The following is a 21688-nucleotide window of genomic DNA, read 5'->3' as shown; positions in this document are numbered from 1 at the left end:
CTGGTTAAGGTGCGCCGACGAACGATCGGATGGGGGAGGGTGCTGTGGCCGGGACGGACGATGCCATCGACGAGGACGCGCTCTATGTGCTGACCGCGGTGCTGCTGACGCCGGCGCAGTTCCCGAGTGTGCTCGGCGACGACTTCCCGGCGGCGTGCGCGGTGCTGGGCCTCGAGCCGTACGCCGACGGGTACGGGCTCGTGCTCGGCCAGGACTCCGAGGGCGCCCGGTGGACGGTCGTGGTCGACGATGTGTCGCTCGTCGCGGTCGCGATCGCCTCCTGGGACTGCGGCATGGAGTACGACCTGTCGCCCGGCGAGCGCACGGTGGTCGTCGCGCTGCCCGGCTGGCCGCTGGCTGTCGCGGTCGCCGCGCCGGGCGTGCCCGCGCCGCACGATCCGGCGCCCGAGGAAGGCGACCGGCCACCGCTGGCGCCGCCCGACACCGACTCCTGGGGGCCGGCACAGCGGCGGCTCGGGGCGGACGAAGTCGCGCTCCAGTGGGCGGAGTGGCGGCAACAGATCGGCGACGACGAAGCGTTCGGCAGGCAGCACACCTCGGATGTGTCAGACACATCGGACACCTCGAAGACGTCAGACGCTCCCGCGAGCGAGCCGAAAGAGACTCATGAGGGTGTGCGGCGAGCACTGAAGGAAGCCCACGCCTACGTGGAATCGGCCCCGCCGGCCGGGCGGGTCCGCTCCAGCTTCGCCCCGGGCGGGGCGCGGACGCTGCGCGCCGACGGCCCTGGCTGGTCCATGGTCGCCAGGACCGACGACATCGCGTTCGTTCTGCTGGACGAGGAGCCGCGCGAGGTGCTGCCGGTGGGTCGCGGACTCCAGCTGCCGGGACTGCTGGAGTCGCTCGACAAGATCGCCGTACGCCCGGCCTGAGCCCCGGCGATCAGGATCAGCGATCAGCGAAGGATCGCGAGCCCCCTTCCCCGTCGATGTGAGCCAGTCGATCGAGCTCTAGACCCGTTCGAGCGGCCGGTGCGGTCCGTCCGGCAGCTCGACGGCTATCGTGTCTCCGGGCTTGACCACTCCGCCCGCCCTGACGATGCTCATGATCCCGGCCTTGTGCACGATGTCACCCGCTTCGTCACGGCCGACGACCTGCTTGAGCAGGCCGTCCTGGAAGGTGTCGATCTGCAGACACGGATTGCGCAGGCCGGTGACCTCCACAACCGCTTCCTCGCCGAGCCGCAGCACCGTGCCGGTGGGCAGCGCGAGGAGATCGATGCCGCTGGTGGTGATGTTTTCGCCGAGGTCACCGGGGCCGACCTCGAAACCGGCCGCCCGCACCTCCTCGAACAGCTCCTGGTGGATGAGGTGGACCTGGCGCAGATTCGGCCGAGTGGGGTCCTGCGCGATCCGGGAGCGATGCTTGACCGTCAGCCCCGCGTGGACGTCCCCCTCCACCCCCAGCCCGGCCAGCAACGTGATGCTGTCGCCGTTGCTGCTGACCTTCGCGACTGCTGAGCTCATGGAGCGAAGCCCCTCTCCCGTGCCGGTGATCGCTTCCGACCCTATACCGGCACGGTCAGGGAGCCTCGGGTCAGCGTCCGATCTCCTTGCGGGAGATACGGCGGAGCCTGCGGCGCTGGCTGGGGTCGAGCGTCAGATACGCCACCGCGGGCACACCCAGCACCACCAGCAGCGACAACCAGAATCCGATCAGCGGCCACAGGAGCAGGCCTACGGCCACTCCCCCTATCACGATCTTTGTACGTGTCGACATCTCGACGCCTCCTTCGCGGCCGTGGCCGCTCCTGCGGTGAGAACGCGCGCGCACGCCCCACGGTTCCACTATGCGTCGGCGCGCAGCGGTTCGCCGACCTCATGCATGTGAGTCAGTGCCTGCCGGTACGAGTCGATGAGACCGGTCTCGGCGTACGCGACGCCGAGCGAGCGGCAGTGGGCGCGCACCAGCGGCTGGGCGAGCCGCAGGTGGGGGCGGGGCATGCTCGGGAAGAGGTGGTGCTCGATCTGGTAGTTCAGGCCGCCGAGGAACCAGTCCGTCACCGGCCCGCCACGGATGTTGCGGGAGGTGAGGACCTGGCGGCGCAGATGGCCCCAGCGCTGACCACTCTCCTCGTCGGGCATCTCCATCCCTTTGTGGTTCGGCGCGAAGGCCATGCCGAGGTGGAGGCCGAGAAGCATCTGGTGGAGGAGCGCGAAGACGACGGCGTGGCCCAGGGACATGGTGGTCAGCAGCAAGGTGACATACGCGGCGGCATGGGCGAGGAGCAGCAGGCCCTCGACGGCGCGCTCGCGGGTGGTCTGGCGGGCGCCCGCCTCCTTGGAGAGGACGGCCCGGAATCCGTAGACCTTGAGGGCGATGCCTTCGAGGGTGGTGAGCGGGAAGAACAGCCAGGCCTGGTGGCGGGTGAGCCGGCCACGGAATCCGGCGCGGCCCTTGGCCTGCTTCTGCGTGAAGACCAGGATGTCGGCCGCGACATCCGGGTCCTTCTCGATGTGGTTGGGGTTGGCGTGGTGCCGGTTGTGCTTGTCGTTCCACCATTCCTGGCTCATGCCGAGGAGCAGATTGGCGTGGAGGAGCTGGATGATCCGGCTCTTGCGGCGGTCGCCGGTGATCTGGGCATGTCCGGCGTCGTGGCCGAAGAAGGCGGTACGGGCGGACAGGACGCCCAGCAGCGGTGCGAGCAGCAGCACCCACCAGGAGCCACCGAGCAGGGCCATACCGGCGATCACGGCCGTGAGGCCGAGGAGATTCACCGTGATGCCGCGGACGTACCAGCCGGTGCGGCGCTCCAGGAGGGCCTGCTCCTTGACGGTCCGCAGGAGCGGCGCGAATTCGCTCCCGGCGCTGCCACCCGCGCCGGAGGTGGGCGGCGCGGATGCGGGGGCCACAAGGGTGGCGGTGGCCTCGGGCATGGCGGTCTCCGGTCTGTTGGGCCGTGAGCTGGCTGCGCTCACTGCGCTGACCTGAGAAAACGTACGGATCAGTGACCCTTGACGACCATGGCGCCACCACCCGGACACAGTTGGGGCCAGCCCGTGGCGAGAGGTGGTGCTGGCTGCACCACGGCCCGCATGTGTGGGACAGGTCACCGTCTTGTCGCATCCGTCCCCGGCGCTGAGTGGAGTACCCTCGGCGACTCCGGTCCGCAGTAGTCAAATTTGAGGAATGCGTCATCGCTGTGCACAGGCTCCCCGCGGCAACGCTCTCTCCGACCACCGAACCCGAACCCGACCTCGACCTCGACCTCGACCTCGACCTCGAAGAACTCATCCGCTGCTGTGCGGTCTTCGTACCCGGGAACCCGGCCCGCGCCGGCCGCATCGCCTTCTGGCGTCCCGACGGCGACGGACTCCCGGCCGCGCCCGGTCCCGTCGAGCCGCTCACCGTGGTCGCGGACGACGCCCGCCCGCATGCCGTATCGGCACTGCTGCTGCCCGTACGGGTCGCGCTGCCGGTCCTGACCAGGGCCCGCGCCTCGGCGAACGCCTCGCCGGCGACGGCCTTCTGGGGCGCGGCGACCATCCTCGCCCTCCAACTCGCCGCACGCGGGCTGCTGTTGCCGGGGCTCACCGCCACCGATCACGACGCCTGGCGGCTCGGGCCGCTGACGCCCCAGGACCTGGAGCGGGTCCGTACGCTCGCGGCCTCGATGCCGCCCGCCGCGCACTGCGTGCCGCTGGACGAGGCAGCCGATCCTCTGCTGCTTCCGGAGCCGGAGCGACTGCTGCGCGCGTTCCTCGACGCGGTCGCTGACGGTCTGCCGCGCACGCCGGCGGCCGCGATCGCGGCAGGCGGTCCGGCCTTCGCGGCGCACGAGCCGCAGCACCTTCCCGACCAACGTGCCTGGGCGGCGGACGTCGCCGCGGGCCATGACGCGGGTGTACGGCTCTCCCTGCGCATCGAGCTGCCGGGTCTTGCGCAGGCGGACGCGGAGGGCGCGGGGCCCGTCTTCCGTGCCGTCCTGCAGATGCACCGCGTCAGCGATCCGACGCTCGTCGCCGACGCCGCCGAGGTATGGGCCGGGGCAGCCCGCCCGGATGCGGCGTTCGGGCCGCGCGCCCGGATGGACGCCCTGCTCGCGCTGCGTCGCGCCGCCCGCGCCTGGACGCCGCTCACTCCCCTGCTCCATGCCGCCGTGCCGGACGCGATCGAGCTCGCCGACGAGGAGGTCACCGAACTGCTCGGCGAGGCGGCCAGGGCGCTGGCGGCGACCGGCGTCCAGGTGCACTGGCCGAAGGAGATGGCGCGCAAGCTCACCGCACGCGCCGTGATCGGCCCGCCCGAGGAGCCCGGACCCGGACAGGAAGACGGCAAGGCTCCGCAGAATGACGATTCCGGGCTGCCGTCCTTTCTGTCTGCGGGCGCGCTACTTGCCTTCAACTGGTGGTTCGCGCTGGGCGATCAGCAGCTCACCCGGGTGGAACTGGACCGGCTCGCCGAAGCGAACCGCCCCGTCGTCCGCCTGCGCGACCAGTGGGTGCTCATCGATCCGGAGGAGGCCCGGCGCGCCCGCGAGAGCCAGGACCGCAAGCTGACTCCGGTCGACGCGCTCGGCGCCGTACTGACCGGCAAGACCGAGGTCGACGGCCGCCGCATCGACGTACAGGCTTCCGGATGGCTGGCGCGGCTGCGCGACCGGCTCGCCGATCCCGAGGGCGGACAGCAGGAGATCGGACAGCCCGCGGCGCTCGCCGCGACCCTGCGCGACTACCAGCTGCGCGGCCTCAACTGGCTGAACCGTATGACCTCACTCGGCCTCGGCGGCTGTCTCGCCGACGACATGGGACTCGGCAAGACGATCACGCTCATCTCGCTGCATCTGCACCGGCAGACCGACGCATCGGCAGCGGGCCCCACGCTCGTCGTCTGCCCGACGTCCCTGATGGGCAACTGGCAGCGCGAAATCGAGAGATTCGCGCCCGGCACACCCGTACGCCGCTTCCACGGCGCTTCGCGCGGTCTCGACGCCCTGGCGGACGGGGAGTTCGTGCTCACCACATACGGCACGATGCGGCTGGACGCCGAGAAACTCGGCCAGGTGTCCTGGGGCATGGTCGTCGCCGACGAGGCGCAGCATGTCAAGAATCCGTACTCCGCCACCGCCAAGCAACTGCGCACCATCGGTGCGAAGGCACGCGTCGCGCTCAGCGGCACGCCGGTGGAGAACAACCTGTCCGAGCTGTGGGCGATCCTCGACTGGACGACGCCTGGGCTGCTCGGGAAGCTCGGCACCTTCCGTACGCGCTATGCGCAGGCGGTGGAGGGCGGCAACGATCCGGCCGCGGCCCGGCGACTGGCCGCGCTGGTAAGGCCGTTCCTACTGCGCCGGCGCAAGTCCGACCCGGGTATCGCGCCCGAGCTTCCACCCAAGACCGAGACCGACCGGGCCGTGTCACTGACCAAGGAACAGACCGGTCTGTACGAGGCCGTCGTACGGGAGACCCTCGCCGCGATCTCGGAGGCCGGTGGCATGGAACGGCGCGGTCTGGTGGTGAAGCTGCTCACCGCGCTCAAGCAGATCTGCAACCACCCGGCGCAGTACTTGAAGGAGCAGAGCCTCAAGGAGGCGCCGCCGCGGATCGCCGGCCGCTCCGGCAAGGTGGAGCTGCTGGACGAACTCCTCGACACCATCCTGGCCGAGGACGCGAGCGTGCTGGTGTTCACCCAGTACGTGCAGATGGCGCGGCTGCTCGAGCAGCATCTGGCGGCACGCGGCGTACGCACGCAGTTCCTGCACGGGGGCACGCCGATCGCCGAGCGCGAGGCGATGGTGAACCGCTTCCAGGACGGTGAAGTGCCCGTCTTCCTGCTGTCGTTGAAGGCGGCGGGCACCGGGCTGAACCTCACCCGGGCCGAACATGTCGTGCACTACGACCGCTGGTGGAACCCCGCCGTCGAGGCGCAGGCCACCGACCGTGCCCACCGCATCGGTCAGCACCGTCCCGTGCAGGTCCACCGGCTGATCGCGGAGGGCACCATCGAGGACCGGATCGCCGACATGCTAGCGCGCAAACGGGAGTTGGCGGACGCGGTCCTCGGCTCCGGCGAGGCCGCTCTGACGGAACTGACCGACGCCGAGCTGGCGGATCTGGTGGAGCTGCGAGGGGGCGGCCGATGAGCGGCAGGGACGAGATGGAGCGCACGTTCGACGCGCTGCCGCCGGCGCACGGCCGGGGTTTCGCAGAGACCTGGTGGGGCCAGGCGTGGCTCAAAGCGCTGGAGGACACGGCGCTCGACGGCGAGCAGCTGAAGAAGGGCCGCAGGCACGCGCGTGAGGGTGCGGTCGGTGCGGTGTCGGTACGTCCCGGGCGGATCACCGCCGTCGTACGGGACCGGGACGGCACCGCGCAGCGCAGCGATGTGCTGCTGCAGGAGCTGAGCGAGGAGGAGTGGGACCGCTTCCTGAACATGGCGGTCGACCGGGCGGGGCATATCGCCGCGCTGCTCGACCGGGAGATGCCGCCGCATCTGGTGGAGGACGCGGCGGCCGCCGGGGTCGAACTGCTTCCCGGCATCGGCGACCTGGAGCCCGAGTGCAGCTGTGAGGCATGGGACCACTGCCCGCACACGGCGGCCCTCTGCTACCAGCTGGCGCGGCTCCTTGACCAGGATCCGTTCGTGCTGCTGCTGATGCGGGGGCGAGGGGAGCGTCGTCTCCTTGACGAGCTGCAGATACGGAGTGTGGCGCGGGCGGCCGGGGCGGAGCCGGAGCAGGAGGCCGGCCAGGCACGGACGCCCGAAGGTGTGCGGGCCGACGAGGCATTCGCGGCGCGGGACATCCTGCCGCCGCTGCCGGCTCCTCCGCCGCTGCCCGACGAGCCCGGGCAGCCGGCCACGCTGGACACGGAGACCGCTCCGGCGCCCGGTATCGACGCAGCGGCGCTGGAGTTCCTGGCCTCGGATGCGGCGGCGCGGGCGCACCGACTGCTGTCGGAGGCTCTCTCACCCGGTCATGAACAGCAGCCGTTTAAAGCGGAGTTGACACTGGATCAGGACGCAGTACGACTGTCCGCCGCTGCGCCGGGACCGGCGGTCGCGGGACGTCTCGCCGCGGGCACGGACCGGCAGCGCGCCGAGCTGGACCTGGCCGTGCGCGCCTGGCGGTACGGCGGTGCGGCCGCCCTCTCGGTACTCGAGGAGGAGTGGACGCCGGAGGCGGAGGTGCTTGCACGGGCGCGGGCACAGCTCTCCGACGCTTGGGAGGAGGCGGAACGGCCGCAGTTGCGGGCGGGCGGCTCGGGCCGCTGGACGGTGGTGGGGGCGGAGGCGCAGTTGCGCGTGGGCCGTGACGGCCGCTGGTGGCCGTTCCGCAAGGAGCGCGGCCGCTGGGCCCCGGCCGGTCCCGCGGACCACGATCCGGCGGCGGCGCTGGCGGAGGTGCTGGGCGAGACGGGCTGAACGAGCCGTGTCGCACGCGTGTTGACAGTGCGCCAGGCGGTGTTCATCCGGCCGTCTCATCGCGTTCGGGAGGAGCACTCAGCCTGGCCACTGTCAGATGATCTGTTGGCCAGGAGGCCCGATGTCCCCGCACGCGCACCAGCAGCGCACCGTTCGCCGTTCCTTCGCCGTGGGGCTGCCGATCGCTCTGCTCGCGGCGATCGCCGTGGCGGGCACCGCCACGGGCGTGCCGGGTCATGACGGCGGCGAGCAGCGGGCTCCGCGCGTGGTGGCGACAGCGACTCTCGGGGACATCCCGCTGGGGCGGTTCAGCAACGCACTGCTGCCCGGCACGGTCGCCGACGACCGCGGCGTCGACCTCGGCGGGATCGGCAGCGACCTCTACCCGGCAGGCCGCAAGGGCGAGTTCTGGACGGTGACCGACCGCGGGCCCAACGGCCAGATCAAGGTGGACGGCAAGAAGCGCCGCACCTTCCCCGTCCCCGGGTTCGATCCGGCGATCGTGAAGGTGCGGGTGTCCGGAGATCAGGTGCAGGTGATCACGGCGATCCCGCTCACCACGCCGTCCGGCAGGCCGGTCACCGGGCTGTCGAACCAGGCCTCGCGCGACGAGGCCCCGTACACGTACGACGCGAAGACCCCGCTCTCGTACGACCCCAATGGCCTCGACACCGAGGGCATCGTGCGCGCTGCGGACGGCAGCTTCTGGCTCGCCGACGAGTACGGTCCGTCCCTCGTGCATGTCTCCGCCCGCGGCAGGGTTCTGGCGCGGTACGTGCCCGAGGGGCTGAAGCTGACAGGCGCCGGCTATCCGGTCGTGGAGGCTCTGCCCGGCATCCTGCTCCAGCGCAAGACCAACCGCGGCTTCGAGGGACTGACCCAACTCCCGGGCGGCGACCTGGTGCTGGCGGTGCAGAGCCCGCTGTCCGTGCCGGACGCGCATGCGGGCGAAACGTCGCGCAACGCGCGGCTGCTGCGATTCTCGCCGAGGAAGCGCGCCGTGACGGCGGAGTACGCCTACCGCTTCGACGCGGTGGACGTGGTCGACCCGAGCGAGGACGACACCTCGGAACTCAAGATCTCCTCGGTGGTGGCAATCGGCGGCGACAGCCTCCTTGTGCAGGAGCGCACCGACAAGACGTCCCGGCTGCACCGGGTCACCCTGCCACGCGGCGGCGGCATCCTGGGCGGTGCGTGGGACGACGCGGCGACCTCCCCGTCGTACGAGCAGCTCGAGGACCCCTCGGCGGCGGGCGTGCCCGTGCTCCGCAAGAGCCTGGTCGTCGACTTCGGCAAGGTCGCGGGCGTGCCCGGCAAGGTCGCGGGCGTGCCCGGCAAGGTCGAGGGCATCGCGCTGGTGGGCCGCGACACGCTCGCGCTCATCAACGACAACGATTTCGGGATGACCGACGGGCCCGAGGCCTTCGACGCGCAGGGACGCCTGGTGGACAGTGGCATCGAGACGACGGTGACGTACGTCCGGCTGCCGCGGCCGCTGCGCGGCTGACGACCTGCTGGCATCGATCATCAACTGCCGTTCATATCAACGGCAGTTGATGCGGCCATCCTCCGTCAACATGGGCCGCAGCCCGTAGCTCGTGAGGTTATCTTCCACAGCAGCACGGCGATGGCGCCCGCGGCCGCCGTCGCCGCTTCCCTTCGGGCGGGCGCCTGGACCTGGTGCAGTGGCCGGCCCGCGACTACGGGCTGTCCCGGCTCGACGCGTACCAGCTGATCACACCGGCGGGCGAGGCTCCGCTCGCCCATGTCCGCGACACCAACTGCCCCTGTGTCGCCGAGATCCGCAAAGAGTGGCTGCCGGCGGGAGATCCTCATGGCGGCCTCCACCGTCATCTGCGGGAGGTCGCCGCCTTACTGCCCCGCCACTGAAACCCCCCGCCAGGAGAGTCCCGTGAACCGCAGAGGACTGCTCCGGGGCGCCGCCGCCGCGGCCGCCACCGGTGTACTGCTGCCCGCCGCCCGCGCACATGCCGCAGCCAGGGCCGGCACCGACTATCCGCCGGCCCGCTGGGCGCCGGCCTCGACCGCCAACTGCACAGCGTCCGACCGCCCTTCGGAGTATCCCGTCGAGTATGTGGTCATCCATGTCACTCAGTTGGGTTTCACCGACACCCTCAGGGTCTTCCAGAACCCGGCGAAGCGGGTCTCCGCGCACTATGTGGTCCGCTCCGCGGACGGCTGTGTCGCGCAGTGTGTAGGGGAGCGCGACGTCGCCTGGCACGCCGGCAACTGGGACTACAACACCCGCAGCGTCGGCATCGAGCACGAGGGCTGGGTGGACCAGCCGAAGTACTTCACGCGGGCGATGTACGAGCAGTCGGCGGCGCTCACCGCCTCGGTCTGCGATCGCCACGGGATCCCCAAGGACCGGGCACACATCATCGGCCACTGCGAGGTGCCGGGCGCCACGCACACCGACCCCGGTCCGCTGTGGGACTGGGGGCGCTACATCGAGCTGGTCAACTTCGTCTGATGCGGGGACGCTTGTCGGTCCTCGCGGATGGGGTCACGATGGGCGCGGGAGGCCGAGTTGAGCGACGCATGGGTGGCCCTGGAGTCCGGCGCGGATCCGACGGAGCGGCTCGCCGCGCTCAGCCGGGCGTACGACGCGTATCTGACGGCGGGCCGGGTCGAGCGGCCGGTGCGTTCCGTGGTGGCCGAGTCCTGGCGGCGTTCGGCCCGCGCGCATGTCAGCCCGGAGGGTACGGCCGGAGTCGAGCTGGACGCCGACGATCTGGGGGCGTACCGCGAGAGCCATCCGCTGGCGCGGGTGATGCCGCTGGTCCGGGAGCTGATGGGCGCGTACGCGAGGGACGGCGAACATCTGGTCGCGGTCTGCGACGCGCAGGGCCGGCTGCTGTGGGTCGAAGGGCCTTCGGCCACCCGCCGGATGGCGGGCCGGATGAACTTCGTGCCGGGCGCCCGCTGGGCCGAGGCGGTCGCCGGGACGAACGCCCCGGGCACGGCGATCACGGTGGACCAGCCCGTCCAGGTCTTCGCCGCCGAGCACTTCCGACGGCCGGTGCAGGCCTGGACGTGTGCCGCGGCCCCCATCCACGACCCGGCCTCCGGGCGGGTGCTGGGCGCGGTGGACATCACCGGCGGCGACCGGCTGGCGCATCCGCACAGTCTGGCGTTCGTCGGGGCCGTGGCGCGGGCCGCCGAGTCGCAGCTTGCGCTGCTTGCCCCGCCGCCCGCGGCCGACCGTATGCGGCTTTCGGCACTGGGACGGGACGAGGCACTGCTGGTGGCGGGCGGGCGCAAGGTGCGGCTGAGCCGCCGGCACAGCGAGATCCTGGTGGTGCTGGCCCGGCGCCCGGAAGGTATCGGCGGCGACGAGCTGCTGGTGGAGCTGTACGAGGACGAGTCGGTCACCCCGGTCACGCTGCGGGCCGAGCTCTCCCGGCTGCGCGGCCTGCTGGGTCCTGAGCTGCTGCGCTCGCGCCCGTACCGGCTGGCCGTGCCGGTCGACGCGGACTTCGGCACTGTGGCGCGCCGGCTGGCCTCGGGGGCGGTGACCGGGGCACTGAGCGCCTACGCGGGTCCCCTCCTGCCCGCCTCGCAGGCTCCCGCGGTGGCACGGCTGCGGCGCCGTCTGGAGGACCAGCTGCGTGCGGCACTGATCGCCCGCGGCGATCCGGGGCTGCTGGCGGACTGGGCGTACAGCCCGTGGGGTGAGGACGACCTCGCGGTATGGCGGGCGCTTGCCTCCGTACTGCCCGTACGGCAGCGTCCGTCAGCGCTCGCGCGCGTACAAGAACTCGACGGCTGGCAGGGCTCCTGACCGCTGCCGCAGGGCACAACCCGGCCGACATTCGAACACACGGACAGTGACCCTTCCGTCCCCCTTTCACCAGCGGATGAAGGCTTCGACATTTCACCACCGGATGACGGCTCCCGCACTGCGATCACGGGCCGATCTCCTTAGTGTCATGTGGTGGAGCAGTGTCATGTGGTGGAGCGCCACAGGGCATGACCCGGCCGGGCCCCTGTCCGGCGCCCGCCCATCCGAACCGGAGGGAGCCCCCATGCCGGAGCTGTTCATCGGCGGTAAGTGGACCGCCGCGGTCGACGGGCAGGTTCGTGACATCCGCTGCCCCGCGGACGGCACCCTCGTCGCGACCATCGACGAGGCGGGGCCGAAAGACGCCGCGGCGGCGATCGCCGCGGCCCGTGACGCCTTCGACCGCGGACCGTGGCCCGGCACTCCGGCCGCGGAGCGCGGCCGGCTGCTGCTGCGCGTCGCCGATCTCCTGCAACGCGACAAGGACGCACTCGCCCGCGCCGAATCCCTGGACACCGGGAAGCGGCTCGTGGAGAGCGAGTACGACATGGACGACATCACGAACTGCTTCCGCTACTTCGGCAATCTGACGGCCGCGGGCGGCAGCGACCGGATTGTCGAGACCGGCAACCCCGAAGCGGACAGCAGAGTGGTGCACGAACCGGTCGGCGTGTGCGCACTGATCACCCCATGGAACTACCCGCTGCTGCAGACCTCCTGGAAGGTCGCCCCGGCGCTCGGCGCGGGCAACACCTTCGTGCTCAAGCCCAGCGAGCTGACCCCGCACACCGCCATCATCCTGATGCGGTTGCTGGCCGAGGCCGGGCTGCCGGACGGGGTCGCCAACCTGGTGCTGGGCGCTGGGCCCGCGGTGGGCGCGCCACTCAGTGAGGATCCGCGGGTCGACCTGGTGTCGTTCACCGGCGGTCTTGCCACCGGCCGCCGCATCATGGCGGCCGCCGCCCCCACCGTGAAGAAGATCGCGCTGGAACTGGGCGGCAAGAACCCGAACATCGTCTTCGCCGACGCCGACTTCGACGCGGCGGTCGACTACGCCCTGATGGCGGTTTTCCTGCACTCCGGCCAGGTCTGCTCGGCCGGGGCGCGGCTGTTGGTCGAGGACGAGCTGCACGACAGGTTCGTCGACACGGTGGTGGCCAAGGCCCAGGAGATCCGGCTCGGTGGCCCGTTCGACGAGAACGCCCGCACCGGGCCGCTGATCTCCGCCGAGCACCGCAAGAAGGTCGAGGCGTATGTCGCGGCAGGACTGGCCGAGGGCGCGGTGCTCCGCTGCGGCGGAGCGCGGCCCAAGGATCCCGCGCTGCGGGAGGGCTTCTACTATCTGCCGACCGTGCTGGACGAGTGCGCACCGGGCATGTCCGTGGTGCGCGAGGAGTCGTTCGGCCCGGTACTCACCGTCGAACGGTTCCGCGACGAGGAGGAGGCGGTCGCGCTCGCCAACGACACGGTCTACGGGCTGGCCGGAGCGGTCTGGTCGCAGGACGTCGACCGGTCGCACCGGGTGGCCTCGCGGTTGCGCGCCGGAACCGTATGGATCAACGACTTCCATCCGTACGTGCCCCAGGCGGAGTGGGGCGGTATGAAGCAGTCCGGTTTCGGCCGCGAACTGGGTCCCACGGGACTGGCCGAATACCGTGAGGCGAAGCACGTCTGGCGCAACCTCGCGCCGCGTCCGCAGAGGTGGTTCGAATGAGTGCGGAGACCGGCGGCGCGCCGGACCCCGTCGGCCCGGCCGGCGCCGCCAGGACGCAGAGCCAGCACGATGACGACGCGCTCGGCGAGCTCGGCTACCGCCCGGAGCTGAAGCGCACCCTCGGCAACTTCCACACCTTCGCCGCCGGGATCAGCTACATCTCCATCCTGACCGGCACCTTCCAGCTGTTCTACTTCGGTGTCGCCTTCGGCGGCCCCGCGTACTGGTGGTCCTGGCCGATGGTCTTCGTCGGCCAGCTGATGGTGGCCCTGTGCTTCTGCGAGCTCGCCGCCCGCTACCCGGTGGCCGGGTCCGTCTACAACTGGGCCAAGAGCATGGGCGGTCCGCACATCGGCTGGCTCGGTGGCTGGATGATGATGACGGCCACCATGGTGACGCTCTCCGCGGTGGTCCTCGCCTACCAGATCACACTGCCGCGCATCGACGACTGGTTCCAGTTCGTGGGTGATGGCAGCGGCAAGACCGATGCGGCCGCCAACGCCGTTCTCCTCGGCACGGTGCTCATCCTCTTCTCCACCCTGGTAAACGCCTTCGGCGTCAAACTCATGGCGACCATCAACTCGGCGGGCGTATTCATCGAGCTGATCGCCGCCGTCGCCCTGATCATCCTTCTCGCGGCACACATCACCCGTGGCCCCAGCACCGTCCTGACCGAGACCTACGGACTCGGCAGCGGCCAGCCCCTCGGATACTTCGGCGCGTTCCTGACCGCCTCGCTGGCCTCCGCGTATGTGATGTACGGCTTCGACACGGCATCGTCGCTCGGCGAGGAGTCGCACGATCCGAGCCGCAACGCGCCCCGCGCCATCCTGCGGGCCCTCATCGCGTCCTTCATCATCGGCGGGCTGATCCTGCTCTTCGCCCTGATGGCCGTGCCGAACCTGTTCGCGAAGCAGCTCTCCACGGAAGGTCTGCAGTACGTCGTGCTGGTGACGCTCGGCTCCACGATCGGCGAGATCGTGCTGTGGTGCGTGGTCGTCGCGATCACGGTCTGCACACTTGCCGTGCAGGCCGCGGGCATCCGGCTGATGTTCGCGATGGCCCGGGACAACAACCTGCCGGCGGGTTCGCTGCTCGCGCGGGTCAGCCCACGCTTCAAGACACCGGTGGTGCCCGCCGTGGTGATCGGTGTGGTGGGTGTTTTCATCCTGGTCATCAACATCAACCAGCCACAGATCTTCTCGGTGATCACCAGCATCGCCATCATCATGATCTACGTGGCCTATCTGCTGGTCACCGCCCCGATGCTGGCCCGGCGTCTGCGCGGCAAGTGGCAGCCCGCCGAAGGCAAGTTCTCCCTCGGCAGGTTCGGGCTGCCCGTCAACATCCTCGCGGTGCTGTGGGGCGCGGCCATGTCGCTCAACCTCGCCTGGCCGCGCGCCGAGGTCTACAACGCGACCGGACCGCAGCACTGGTATCTGCGCTGGGGCGCGTTCCTCTTCGTCGGCGTGGTCGCCCTCGGCGGCTTCGCCTACTACTGGTTCGTCCAGCGGCACCGTACGGGCGTGCTCGCCGAGCACCGCGCCGTGCTCGCGGACGAACCGCCGGCCGCCGCCAACTCCTGACTCCCCCGATCCTGGAGATTCCCTCGGTCCTTCTGTCCCACCGACCCTGGAGATGCGATGCCTGCAGACAGCCTCCTCCACGAGTTCGACTATGTGGTGGTCGGCGGCGGCACGGCCGGCGCCGTCATCGCCGCGCGACTGACCGAGGACCCGGACGTGAGCGTCTGTGTACTGGAGGCCGGTCCGTCGGACGTCGGCGACGACAGCATCCTCCGGCTCGACCGGTGGATGGCTCTGCTGGACTCCTGTTACGACTGGGACTACCCGGTGGAGCCGCAGGAGAACGGCAACAGCTTTCTGCGGCACGCCCGCGCCAAGGTGCTCGGTGGCTGCTCCTCGCACAACTCCTGCATCGCCTTCTGGGCGCCGGCCGAGGACCTCGACGAGTGGGGTTCGATGGGCTGTACGGGCTGGAGCGCCAAGGACTGCTTCCCGCTCTACCAGCGCCTGGAGACCAATGACGCACCCGGGGAGCACCACGGCCGCTCGGGCCCTGTCATCATCCGTACCGTCCCGCCGAACGACCCGTGCGGAACGGCACTGCTGGCCGCCTGCGCGGCTGCGGACATCCCCACGACCCCGTTCAACACCGGCGTCACAATGATGCGCGGCGCACACTGGTTCCAGATCAACTGCCGTCCCGACGGCATCCGTTCGTCCGCGTCGGTGTCGTATCTGCACCCCATCCTCGGCAAGCGGCCGAACCTGGAGGTACGTACCGATGTGCAGGCCAAGCGGCTGGTGCTCAACGGAGATCGGCGCTGCACCGGCGTGGAGTACCTGGAGCCCGACACGATTCACAGTGGCGCGGTCATGGCGCGCCGCGAAGTGATCGTCTCCTGCGGGGCCATCGACTCTCCGAAGCTGCTGATGCTCTCGGGTATCGGACCGGCGGACCATCTGCGGGACTGCGGAGTTGACGTGCAGGTGGACTCGCCCGGCGTCGGCTCGCGTCTGCAGGACCATCCGGAGGGCGTGATCATGTGGGAGGCGAAGCAGCCCATGGTCACCTCCTCCACGCAGTGGTGGGAGATCGGCATCCTCGCGGACACCGAACCAGGCCTGGACCGGCCGGACCTGATGTTCCACTACGGCTCGGTGCCGTTCGACCTGAACACCTATCGCCGCGGATACCCGACGTCCGACAACGCCTTCTGTCTCACCCCGAACGTCACCCGGGCCCGGTCCATGGGTACGGTGCGGCTGCGCACCCGCGACTTCCGGGACAAGCCGAAGGTCGACCCGCGGTACTTCACGCACGAGCACGACATCCGGGTCATGACGTACGGTCTGCGGCTCGCCCGTCAGATCGTCTCGAAGGCGCCGATGGCGGAGTGGGCGGGCACCGAGCTCGCTCCGGGCCCTGCGCTGCAGTCCGACGAGGAGCTGTTCAGCTATATCCGCGAGACGCACAACACCGTCTACCACCCGGCGGGCACTGTGCGGATGGGCGCGGCGGACGACGCCGACTCGCCGCTCGATCCGCAACTGCGGGTCAAGGGCGTCAGCGGGCTGCGGGTGGCCGACGCGTCCGTGATGCCGTTCCTGCCTACGGTCAATCCGTGCATCACCACGATGATGATCGGCGAGAAGTGTGCCGACATGATCAAGGCGACCTGACACCAGGCTGAACCGTCGCTGCGAGCCCTCCGTCCGAACCCTGGCTCTGATCCTCGGTCCGATCCTTCGGTCCGATCCGCAACCTGCTTGCAACGTCCGGGCTCCTAGCCTCACGGCGAGCGCCGTCCAAAGGCGGGCGGCACCCTCACCGGGAGGCCATGGAGATGACCCGATATGCAGCGCCGGGCAGCGACGGCGCGATCGTCTCGTACCAGTCCCGCTACGACCACTGGATCGGCGGCGAGTACGTCCCACCGGCCGGCGGCCAGTACTTCGAGAACCCGAGCCCGGTCAACGGCCGTCCCTTCACCGAGGTCGCCCGCGGCACCGCCGAGGACGTCGAACGCGCCCTCGACGCGGCGCACTCCGCCGCGCCCGCCTGGGGCCGCACCTCCGCCGAGGCACGCGCGGGGATCCTCAACAAGATTGCCGACCGGATGGAGGCGAACCTCGAGCAGCTCGCGGTCGCCGAGAGCTGGGAGAACGGCAAGCCGGTACGGGAGACCCTGGCCGCGGACATCCCGCTCGCCATCGACCACTTCCGCTACTTCGCAGGGGTTCTGCGCGCCCAGGAGGGCTCGCTGAGCGAGGTCGACGACGACACCATCGCGTACCACTTCCATGAGCCGCTCGGCGTCGTGGGACAGATCATTCCGTGGAACTTCCCGATCCTGATGGCGACCTGGAAGCTGGCGCCCGCGCTGGCGGCGGGCAACGCGGTGGTACTGAAGCCGGCCGAGCAGACCCCGGCGTCCATCCACTTCTGGCTGAGCCTGGTCGCCGATCTGCTGCCGCCGGGCGTCGTCAATATCGTCAACGGCTTCGGCGTGGAAGCCGGCAAGCCGCTCGCCTCCAGCCCGCGCGTCGCGAAGATCGCGTTTACCGGCGAGACCACGACGGGGCGGCTGATCATGCAGTACGCCTCCGAGAACATCAAACCGGTCACGCTGGAACTCGGCGGCAAGTCGCCGAACATCTTCTTCGACGACGTATGGGCGGCGGACGACGACTTCCGCGACAAGGCACTCGAGGGCTTCACCATGTTCGCCCTCAACCAGGGCGAGGTGTGCACGTGTCCGTCGCGTGCGCTGATCCAGCGCGGGCACTACAGCGAATTCCTGGAGGCGGGCATCGCACGCACCGAGAAGATCGTGCCCGGCCACCCGCTGGACACCGACACGATGATCGGCGCCCAGGCCTCCAACGACCAGCTTCAGAAGATCCTTTCGTATCTGGACATCGGTCAGCAGGAAGGCGCGAAGGTCCTGACGGGGGGTCAACGTATCGAGTACGAGGGCGAGTTGTCGGGCGGTTACTACGTGCAGCCGACGATCTTCGAGGGTGACAACCGTATGCGGGTCTTCCAGGAGGAGATCTTCGGCCCGGTCGTCGCTGTCACGTCCTTCTCGGACTTCGACGATGCGATCAAAACGGCGAACGACACGCTGTACGGGCTCGGCGCGGGCGTGTGGACCCGGGACATCAACACCGCCTACCGGGCGGGGCGCGCCATCCAGGCGGGCCGGGTCTGGACGAACTGCTACCACGCCTATCCGGCGCACGCGGCGTTCGGCGGCTACAAGCAGTCGGGGATCGGCCGCGAGAACCACCGGATGATGCTGGACCACTACCAGCAGACGAAAAACCTGCTGGTGTCGTACTCGCCGAAGAAGCTCGGCTTCTTCTAGAGGCCACAAGAGAAGGCGCCTGACCTGGGCTTTTGCCCGTCAGGCGCCGCTCGACCCGATCAAGCCTGAGCTCGCTTTGCGTCGTACCCGCCAGTTCCTCGCACTCCCGTCTCGCTCCTGACCAGCACTTCCGGCCCACTCTTTACCTGCGGTGACGCCGGAACGGCAGCGGGGTCCACCTCTTCGCTGAGCTGTGAGACTCCGGGGCCATGGGCCGTCATGAGGCCGCGCCCAAGACCATCGACCATCGACCATCCGCACGTGGGCCCCTGACGCTGGACTGCGACGTGCTCACCGTGCTGGGCACTCAGGCACTCAGGCACTCGCCGGCGCCCGGATTGCGTCGTCCATGCCGCGCCGAAGGCGCCAGGGCTACGCAGTCCGGGCGACAGCCATCTGGGCCACCGCAGCAGCCGGGCGACTCCGCCGGCATGAGGGTGTGCTCGCTGATCGCCCTGCGCGACCAGCACTCCCCCGGCCAGGACGGCCTCCTGCGTTTCCTGCCCACCCCTGACCTGCCGTCGCGGTCGGTGCTCTTGGCCCCGCTGGAAGGCCCTCACCCCACCCGCCCACACCGTCAACGCTCACCCGCGCCCCGGATCCGGGGCGGTAGTGGCGACGGCACGCTGCAGATCATCGGCCTACCGATGGAGGCCACTACTCGCTGAACCGACGCCGTTCCAGAGACCGACCTACCTCGCATGGACGAACCGCCTATAGCGGCTGGAGTCGGCACCTCGGACACCGAGGGTGAGCGGACGACTATTTTCGGTCAGAGGTGCGATTCGTGTCGCCATGTACGAGATCGGCCGAGGCCTGCCGGGCGAGCGCTGCGCGGATCTTCTTGCCGCGAAGCCTTTGCGTGTGTCATTCATCCGGAAGTTGCCCCGTTCTAGCGGAAGATTTGCCGATCCGGCGGTGATACCGCATGAGAAACGACCGAAAGTGTCCTTTGTGTTTTGACTGTTGATCGGACCGACGGTGAAGGTCTGGTTCATGTCCCCCTCACCCCCCGTCGCATCCAGCGGTCTGCTGCGTATGCGCGACTTCCGTCTCCTGCTCGCCGGCGCCGCGGCCGGTCAAGTCGGCGCCCAGGTCACTCTGGTCGCGCTGCCTCTGGTGGCGGTTCTCGTGCTGAAGGCACCCGCGTTTCAGGTGGGACTGCTCACGGCTGCCGAGACCGCCGCGTTCCTCCTGATAGGGCTGCCTGCGGGCGCCTGGGTCGACCGGATGCGGAAACTCCCGCTGATGATCCGGTCCGATGCGGTGCGCGCCCTGGCCATGGCGAGCGTCCCGCTGGCCGCAGTCGCCGACGTACTGACGATGGCGCAGCTGTACGTCGTCGCTCTGGTCACCGGAGCGGCAACCGTCTTCTTCGACGTGGCCCATCAGAGCTACCTGCCCGAACTGCTGCCCAAGGAGCGGCTGATGGCGGGCAACGGGGCATTGGAGACGGTCCGCTCGTCGGCCCACGTCGCCGGCCCGGGGATCGGCGGCGGACTCGTACAGGTACTCGGGGCCCATCTGGCGATCGTGGCCGACGCGATCGGCTACGCCGTGTCCGCGCTTTTCCTGCTGGCTATGAAGCGGCCGCCCGAGAGCCGGCCCGAGCCTGTTCCGGGCGCGTCCCTGCGCAAGGACATCGGGGAAGGCCTCCGGTTCGTCCTCGGCCACCCTTTGCTGCGGGTCATCGCCGCAACGACCGGCCTCGGCAACTTCTTCACCGCGATGCTGATGGCCACTCAGACCATCTTCCTGGTACGGGTGATCGGCCTGCAGCCGGTCGCCATCGGTCTGATGCTCTCCGCGTCCGCCGTGGGCGGACTCGTCGGTGCACTGAGCGCCGCCACGCTCGCCGGCCGCCTCGGGCAGGCCCGCATCATCTGGCTCTCCGCGCTGGCAACCGGGCCGTTCGCACTGTTGTGGCCGCTGTCCGGACGGGGAGCCACCGCCGCCCTGTTCGCCATCGGCTCCGGCGTAGTCTCCTTCGGCGCTGTTGTCTACAACGTCGCCCAGGTCAGTTTCCGTCAGACGCTCTGCCCGCCCCGCCTGCTCGGCCGGATGAACGCCACACTGCGCTTCCTTGTGTGGGGCACCCTGCCGCTCGGCGCGGTCGTGGGCGGCGCCGTCGCGGGCGCCTTCGACCCGCGCGCCGCACTCTGGGCCTGCGCGATCGGCTTCCTCTTCGTACCGCTGCCGTTGCTGCTCTCCCCTCTGCGCCGCATGCGCGATCTGCCGGCCGGTCCGGACGACACGCAAGACCCGGGAGACCCGGCCAAGCACGACACCGGCGGCCACCCCGAGACCCTCGCCGTCGGCTGACTCGCAGCCCCCGTTGCAGCTCCGGCCTGACTGACGGTCATTTCTTGCTGCCGTCCCGCCCGAGCGGCATGACGCGGCGTCCGACGCGCGGCCATGACGGACACGACAGAGAGGACAACGTGCACCTCAGCATCACGGGCCAGTACCTGGCTCGCTACCAACGCATGGCCGCCGACAGCAGGGAAAATGATCTGCTGCCTGTCACCGGAGCTCAGCGGCGCTTCGTCCTGGTGCGTTCCCTGGACCCCGCCGGACGGCCGGACATCGTCCCGATGTTCTTCGCCTTCCCCCGGGGCACCGTGGATCCGGTACGGCTGCGAGCGGCCGCGAACCATCTGGCCGCCCGGCACCCGGTGCTGCGCGCCCACCCGGAGGTGCTCCGCGGCACCCCCGCGCTTCGCCTGGCGGAGCCGGACGTACCGGTGGAACGCCCCGTTCGCGCGCCCGGCGAGGACGCGGCCACCACCATGCGTCGAGCCCTGAGCGCCTGGACCGCGCAGGGCTCACCGCTGCGGCTCTACCTGGCCGAGGACGGACCGGATGCCGAGGAAGAGGTACTCGCGGTCGTACTGGACCACACCGCCTGCGACGGCCAGTCGCTGGCGCGCATCGTCGAGGAGCTGAGCAGCGCCTACCGCCACGGGACCGGCCCCGGAGAACTCGCGCCCGCCGACGCGGCCGCGGAACTGGCCGCCTACCGGGAAGCGGTTCAGATGCAGCTCGAGGCCGAGCAGCGCGCGGGGTCGGCCGCCGCGCTGGAGTACTGGGGCGGGCGGCTGCGCGACGTGCGCGAACGCGCTGCGCTGCCCGTGCCGCAGGCTCCCGCCCCCGGCACGCTGCCCAGCGGCGCGGCCGAACTGCGGCTGCCCGCCCCGGCCGCCGGCGCACCGTTCCCCGCGCTGCTCGACGCCTGCCTGGCAACGGCCCGCGTCCTGTACGGAGCCGGTCATGTGTCACCGATCGGGTACCCGTGGGGCGGCCGCCCGGCCGCCGCGGCGCCGGTGGTCGGCTGCTTCCTCAACACCGTTGTTTTCCCCGCCGGGACCGATGACGCCCCCGGCGGCCCGAGCGGTGACGACCCTTTCGGCGCGGAGGCGACGGCCACCGACTGGTGGGGCGACCTCGACCGGGCGGACACCCCCTTCGACGAAGTCGTGCACGCCGCCCGGTCGGCCGGGTCCCTGTGGTCGGGCCGACTGGACGGCCTGCTGACCGTCGACGACGCCCGTCGCCGTCCGCCGCTGAGCCTGGGCGGAGTGGTGGGCCGCGAGGTCCACATCGACGGCCGGCACGTGCGCGCCCCGTTCGCCGTGTCCGTCATTCACGGGCCGGAACTCCACATCCGCATGGTGTGGGACCGCCACGTGCTCGACGACCACACCGCCGAAGACGGGTTCGGCGCCTTCTGCGCGGCCCTGCCCGCCCCGGAGCGAGCCGACGTCACCGTCGGCTGAACGCCGCAGTTGCACACCGAAACGACACAGCGCCGAGCCGTACACGGCTGACGCACCGCACACCCCTCAAGCCACCTGGCCACAGAACCGTCCCGAAGCCACCGAGCACAGCACGG

16 protein-coding genes and 1 pseudogene are annotated in these 21688 nt (G+C 70.3%); 14 read left to right on the top strand and 3 right to left on the bottom strand.

Annotation, left to right across the window (positions count from 1 at the left end; all coding sequences use genetic code 11):
• The first annotated feature begins 44 nt into the window (after positions 1 to 44).
• Positions 45 to 893 (top strand): hypothetical protein, encoded by an 849-nt coding sequence (locus tag AB0D12_RS19180; RefSeq protein ID WP_362683825.1) that lies wholly within the window; start codon positions 45 to 47, stop codon positions 891 to 893.
• A 78-nt stretch (positions 894 to 971) separates the two neighbouring features.
• Here AB0D12_RS19180 and AB0D12_RS19175 read toward each other — a convergent pair whose 3' ends face one another.
• From AB0D12_RS19175 to AB0D12_RS19165, 3 genes are all read right to left on the bottom strand, one after another.
• A complete protein-coding gene (locus tag AB0D12_RS19175; protein WP_362683822.1) occupies positions 972 to 1487 on the bottom strand; it encodes an MOSC domain-containing protein in 516 nt (171 codons plus the stop codon).
• 70 nt (positions 1488 to 1557) lie between these two features.
• On the bottom strand, positions 1558 to 1740 hold the full coding sequence (locus tag AB0D12_RS19170; RefSeq protein WP_108154099.1) for a hypothetical protein: 183 nt from the start codon (positions 1738 to 1740) through the stop codon (positions 1558 to 1560).
• A 68-nt stretch (positions 1741 to 1808) separates the two neighbouring features.
• The gene (locus tag AB0D12_RS19165) at positions 1809 to 2897 is read right to left on the bottom strand and encodes an acyl-CoA desaturase (RefSeq protein ID WP_362683819.1); all 1089 of its coding nucleotides are present in this window, start codon (positions 2895 to 2897) and stop codon (positions 1809 to 1811) included.
• Between the two features lie 356 nt (positions 2898 to 3253).
• Between AB0D12_RS19165 and AB0D12_RS19160 the strand changes: the two genes are divergently transcribed.
• The 13 genes and pseudogenes from AB0D12_RS19160 (at position 3254) to AB0D12_RS19100 (ending at position 21572) form a co-directional block, all read left to right on the top strand.
• Positions 3254 to 6103: a DEAD/DEAH box helicase gene (locus AB0D12_RS19160; RefSeq protein WP_362684091.1), complete on the top strand. Its 2850-nt coding sequence runs from the start codon at positions 3254 to 3256 to the stop codon at positions 6101 to 6103.
• A complete protein-coding gene (locus tag AB0D12_RS19155; RefSeq protein WP_362683816.1) occupies positions 6100 to 7383 on the top strand; it encodes an SWF or SNF family helicase in 1284 nt (427 codons plus the stop codon). The genes AB0D12_RS19160 and AB0D12_RS19155 overlap by 4 nt, the downstream gene beginning before the upstream one ends.
• A gap of 121 nt (positions 7384 to 7504) precedes the next feature.
• Positions 7505 to 8890 (top strand): esterase-like activity of phytase family protein, encoded by a 1386-nt coding sequence (locus AB0D12_RS19150; RefSeq protein WP_362683813.1) that lies wholly within the window; start codon positions 7505 to 7507, stop codon positions 8888 to 8890.
• A gap of 173 nt (positions 8891 to 9063) precedes the next feature.
• Positions 9064 to 9273 carry a hypothetical protein gene (locus tag AB0D12_RS19145; protein ID WP_362683810.1) on the top strand — a complete coding sequence of 70 codons (210 nt, stop codon included), beginning with the start codon at positions 9064 to 9066 and terminating at the stop codon, positions 9271 to 9273.
• A gap of 22 nt (positions 9274 to 9295) precedes the next feature.
• A complete protein-coding gene (locus AB0D12_RS19140; protein WP_362683807.1) occupies positions 9296 to 9877 on the top strand; it encodes a peptidoglycan recognition family protein in 582 nt (193 codons plus the stop codon).
• A gap of 57 nt (positions 9878 to 9934) precedes the next feature.
• Entirely contained in the window at positions 9935 to 11188 is a 1254-nt protein-coding gene (locus AB0D12_RS19135) for a GAF domain-containing protein (RefSeq protein WP_362683804.1), read from the top strand.
• A gap of 244 nt (positions 11189 to 11432) precedes the next feature.
• Positions 11433 to 12902, top strand: a complete 1470-nt coding sequence (locus AB0D12_RS19130; protein WP_362683801.1) for an aldehyde dehydrogenase family protein — start codon at positions 11433 to 11435, stop codon at positions 12900 to 12902.
• Positions 12899 to 14488 carry an amino acid permease gene (locus tag AB0D12_RS19125; protein ID WP_362683798.1) on the top strand — a complete coding sequence of 530 codons (1590 nt, stop codon included), beginning with the start codon at positions 12899 to 12901 and terminating at the stop codon, positions 14486 to 14488. The genes AB0D12_RS19130 and AB0D12_RS19125 overlap by 4 nt, the downstream gene beginning before the upstream one ends.
• A 57-nt stretch (positions 14489 to 14545) precedes the next feature.
• Positions 14546 to 16108, top strand: coding sequence for a GMC family oxidoreductase N-terminal domain-containing protein (locus AB0D12_RS19120; protein WP_362683795.1), 1563 nt, complete (start codon positions 14546 to 14548; stop codon positions 16106 to 16108).
• Between the two features lie 164 nt (positions 16109 to 16272).
• Positions 16273 to 17796: an aldehyde dehydrogenase family protein gene (locus AB0D12_RS19115; RefSeq protein WP_362683792.1), complete on the top strand. Its 1524-nt coding sequence runs from the start codon at positions 16273 to 16275 to the stop codon at positions 17794 to 17796.
• A gap of 182 nt (positions 17797 to 17978) precedes the next feature.
• Positions 17979 to 18095: pseudogene (locus AB0D12_RS19110) on the top strand (transcriptional regulator); the annotation flags it as partial.
• A 697-nt stretch (positions 18096 to 18792) separates the two neighbouring features.
• A complete protein-coding gene (locus AB0D12_RS19105) occupies positions 18793 to 20118 on the top strand; it encodes an MFS transporter (RefSeq protein WP_362683789.1) in 1326 nt (441 codons plus the stop codon).
• A 119-nt stretch (positions 20119 to 20237) separates the two neighbouring features.
• Positions 20238 to 21572, top strand: a complete 1335-nt coding sequence (locus AB0D12_RS19100; RefSeq protein ID WP_362683786.1) for a condensation domain-containing protein — start codon at positions 20238 to 20240, stop codon at positions 21570 to 21572.
• The last annotated feature ends 116 nt before the right edge of the window (positions 21573 to 21688 follow it).

It is taken from the genome of Streptomyces sp. NPDC048479, from assembly GCF_040651435.1.
Classification (GTDB): Bacteria; Actinomycetota; Actinomycetes; order Streptomycetales; family Streptomycetaceae; genus Streptomyces.
The sequence above is the reverse complement of the archived record's forward strand: the minus strand, read 5'-3'. Positions and strand labels throughout refer to the sequence as shown.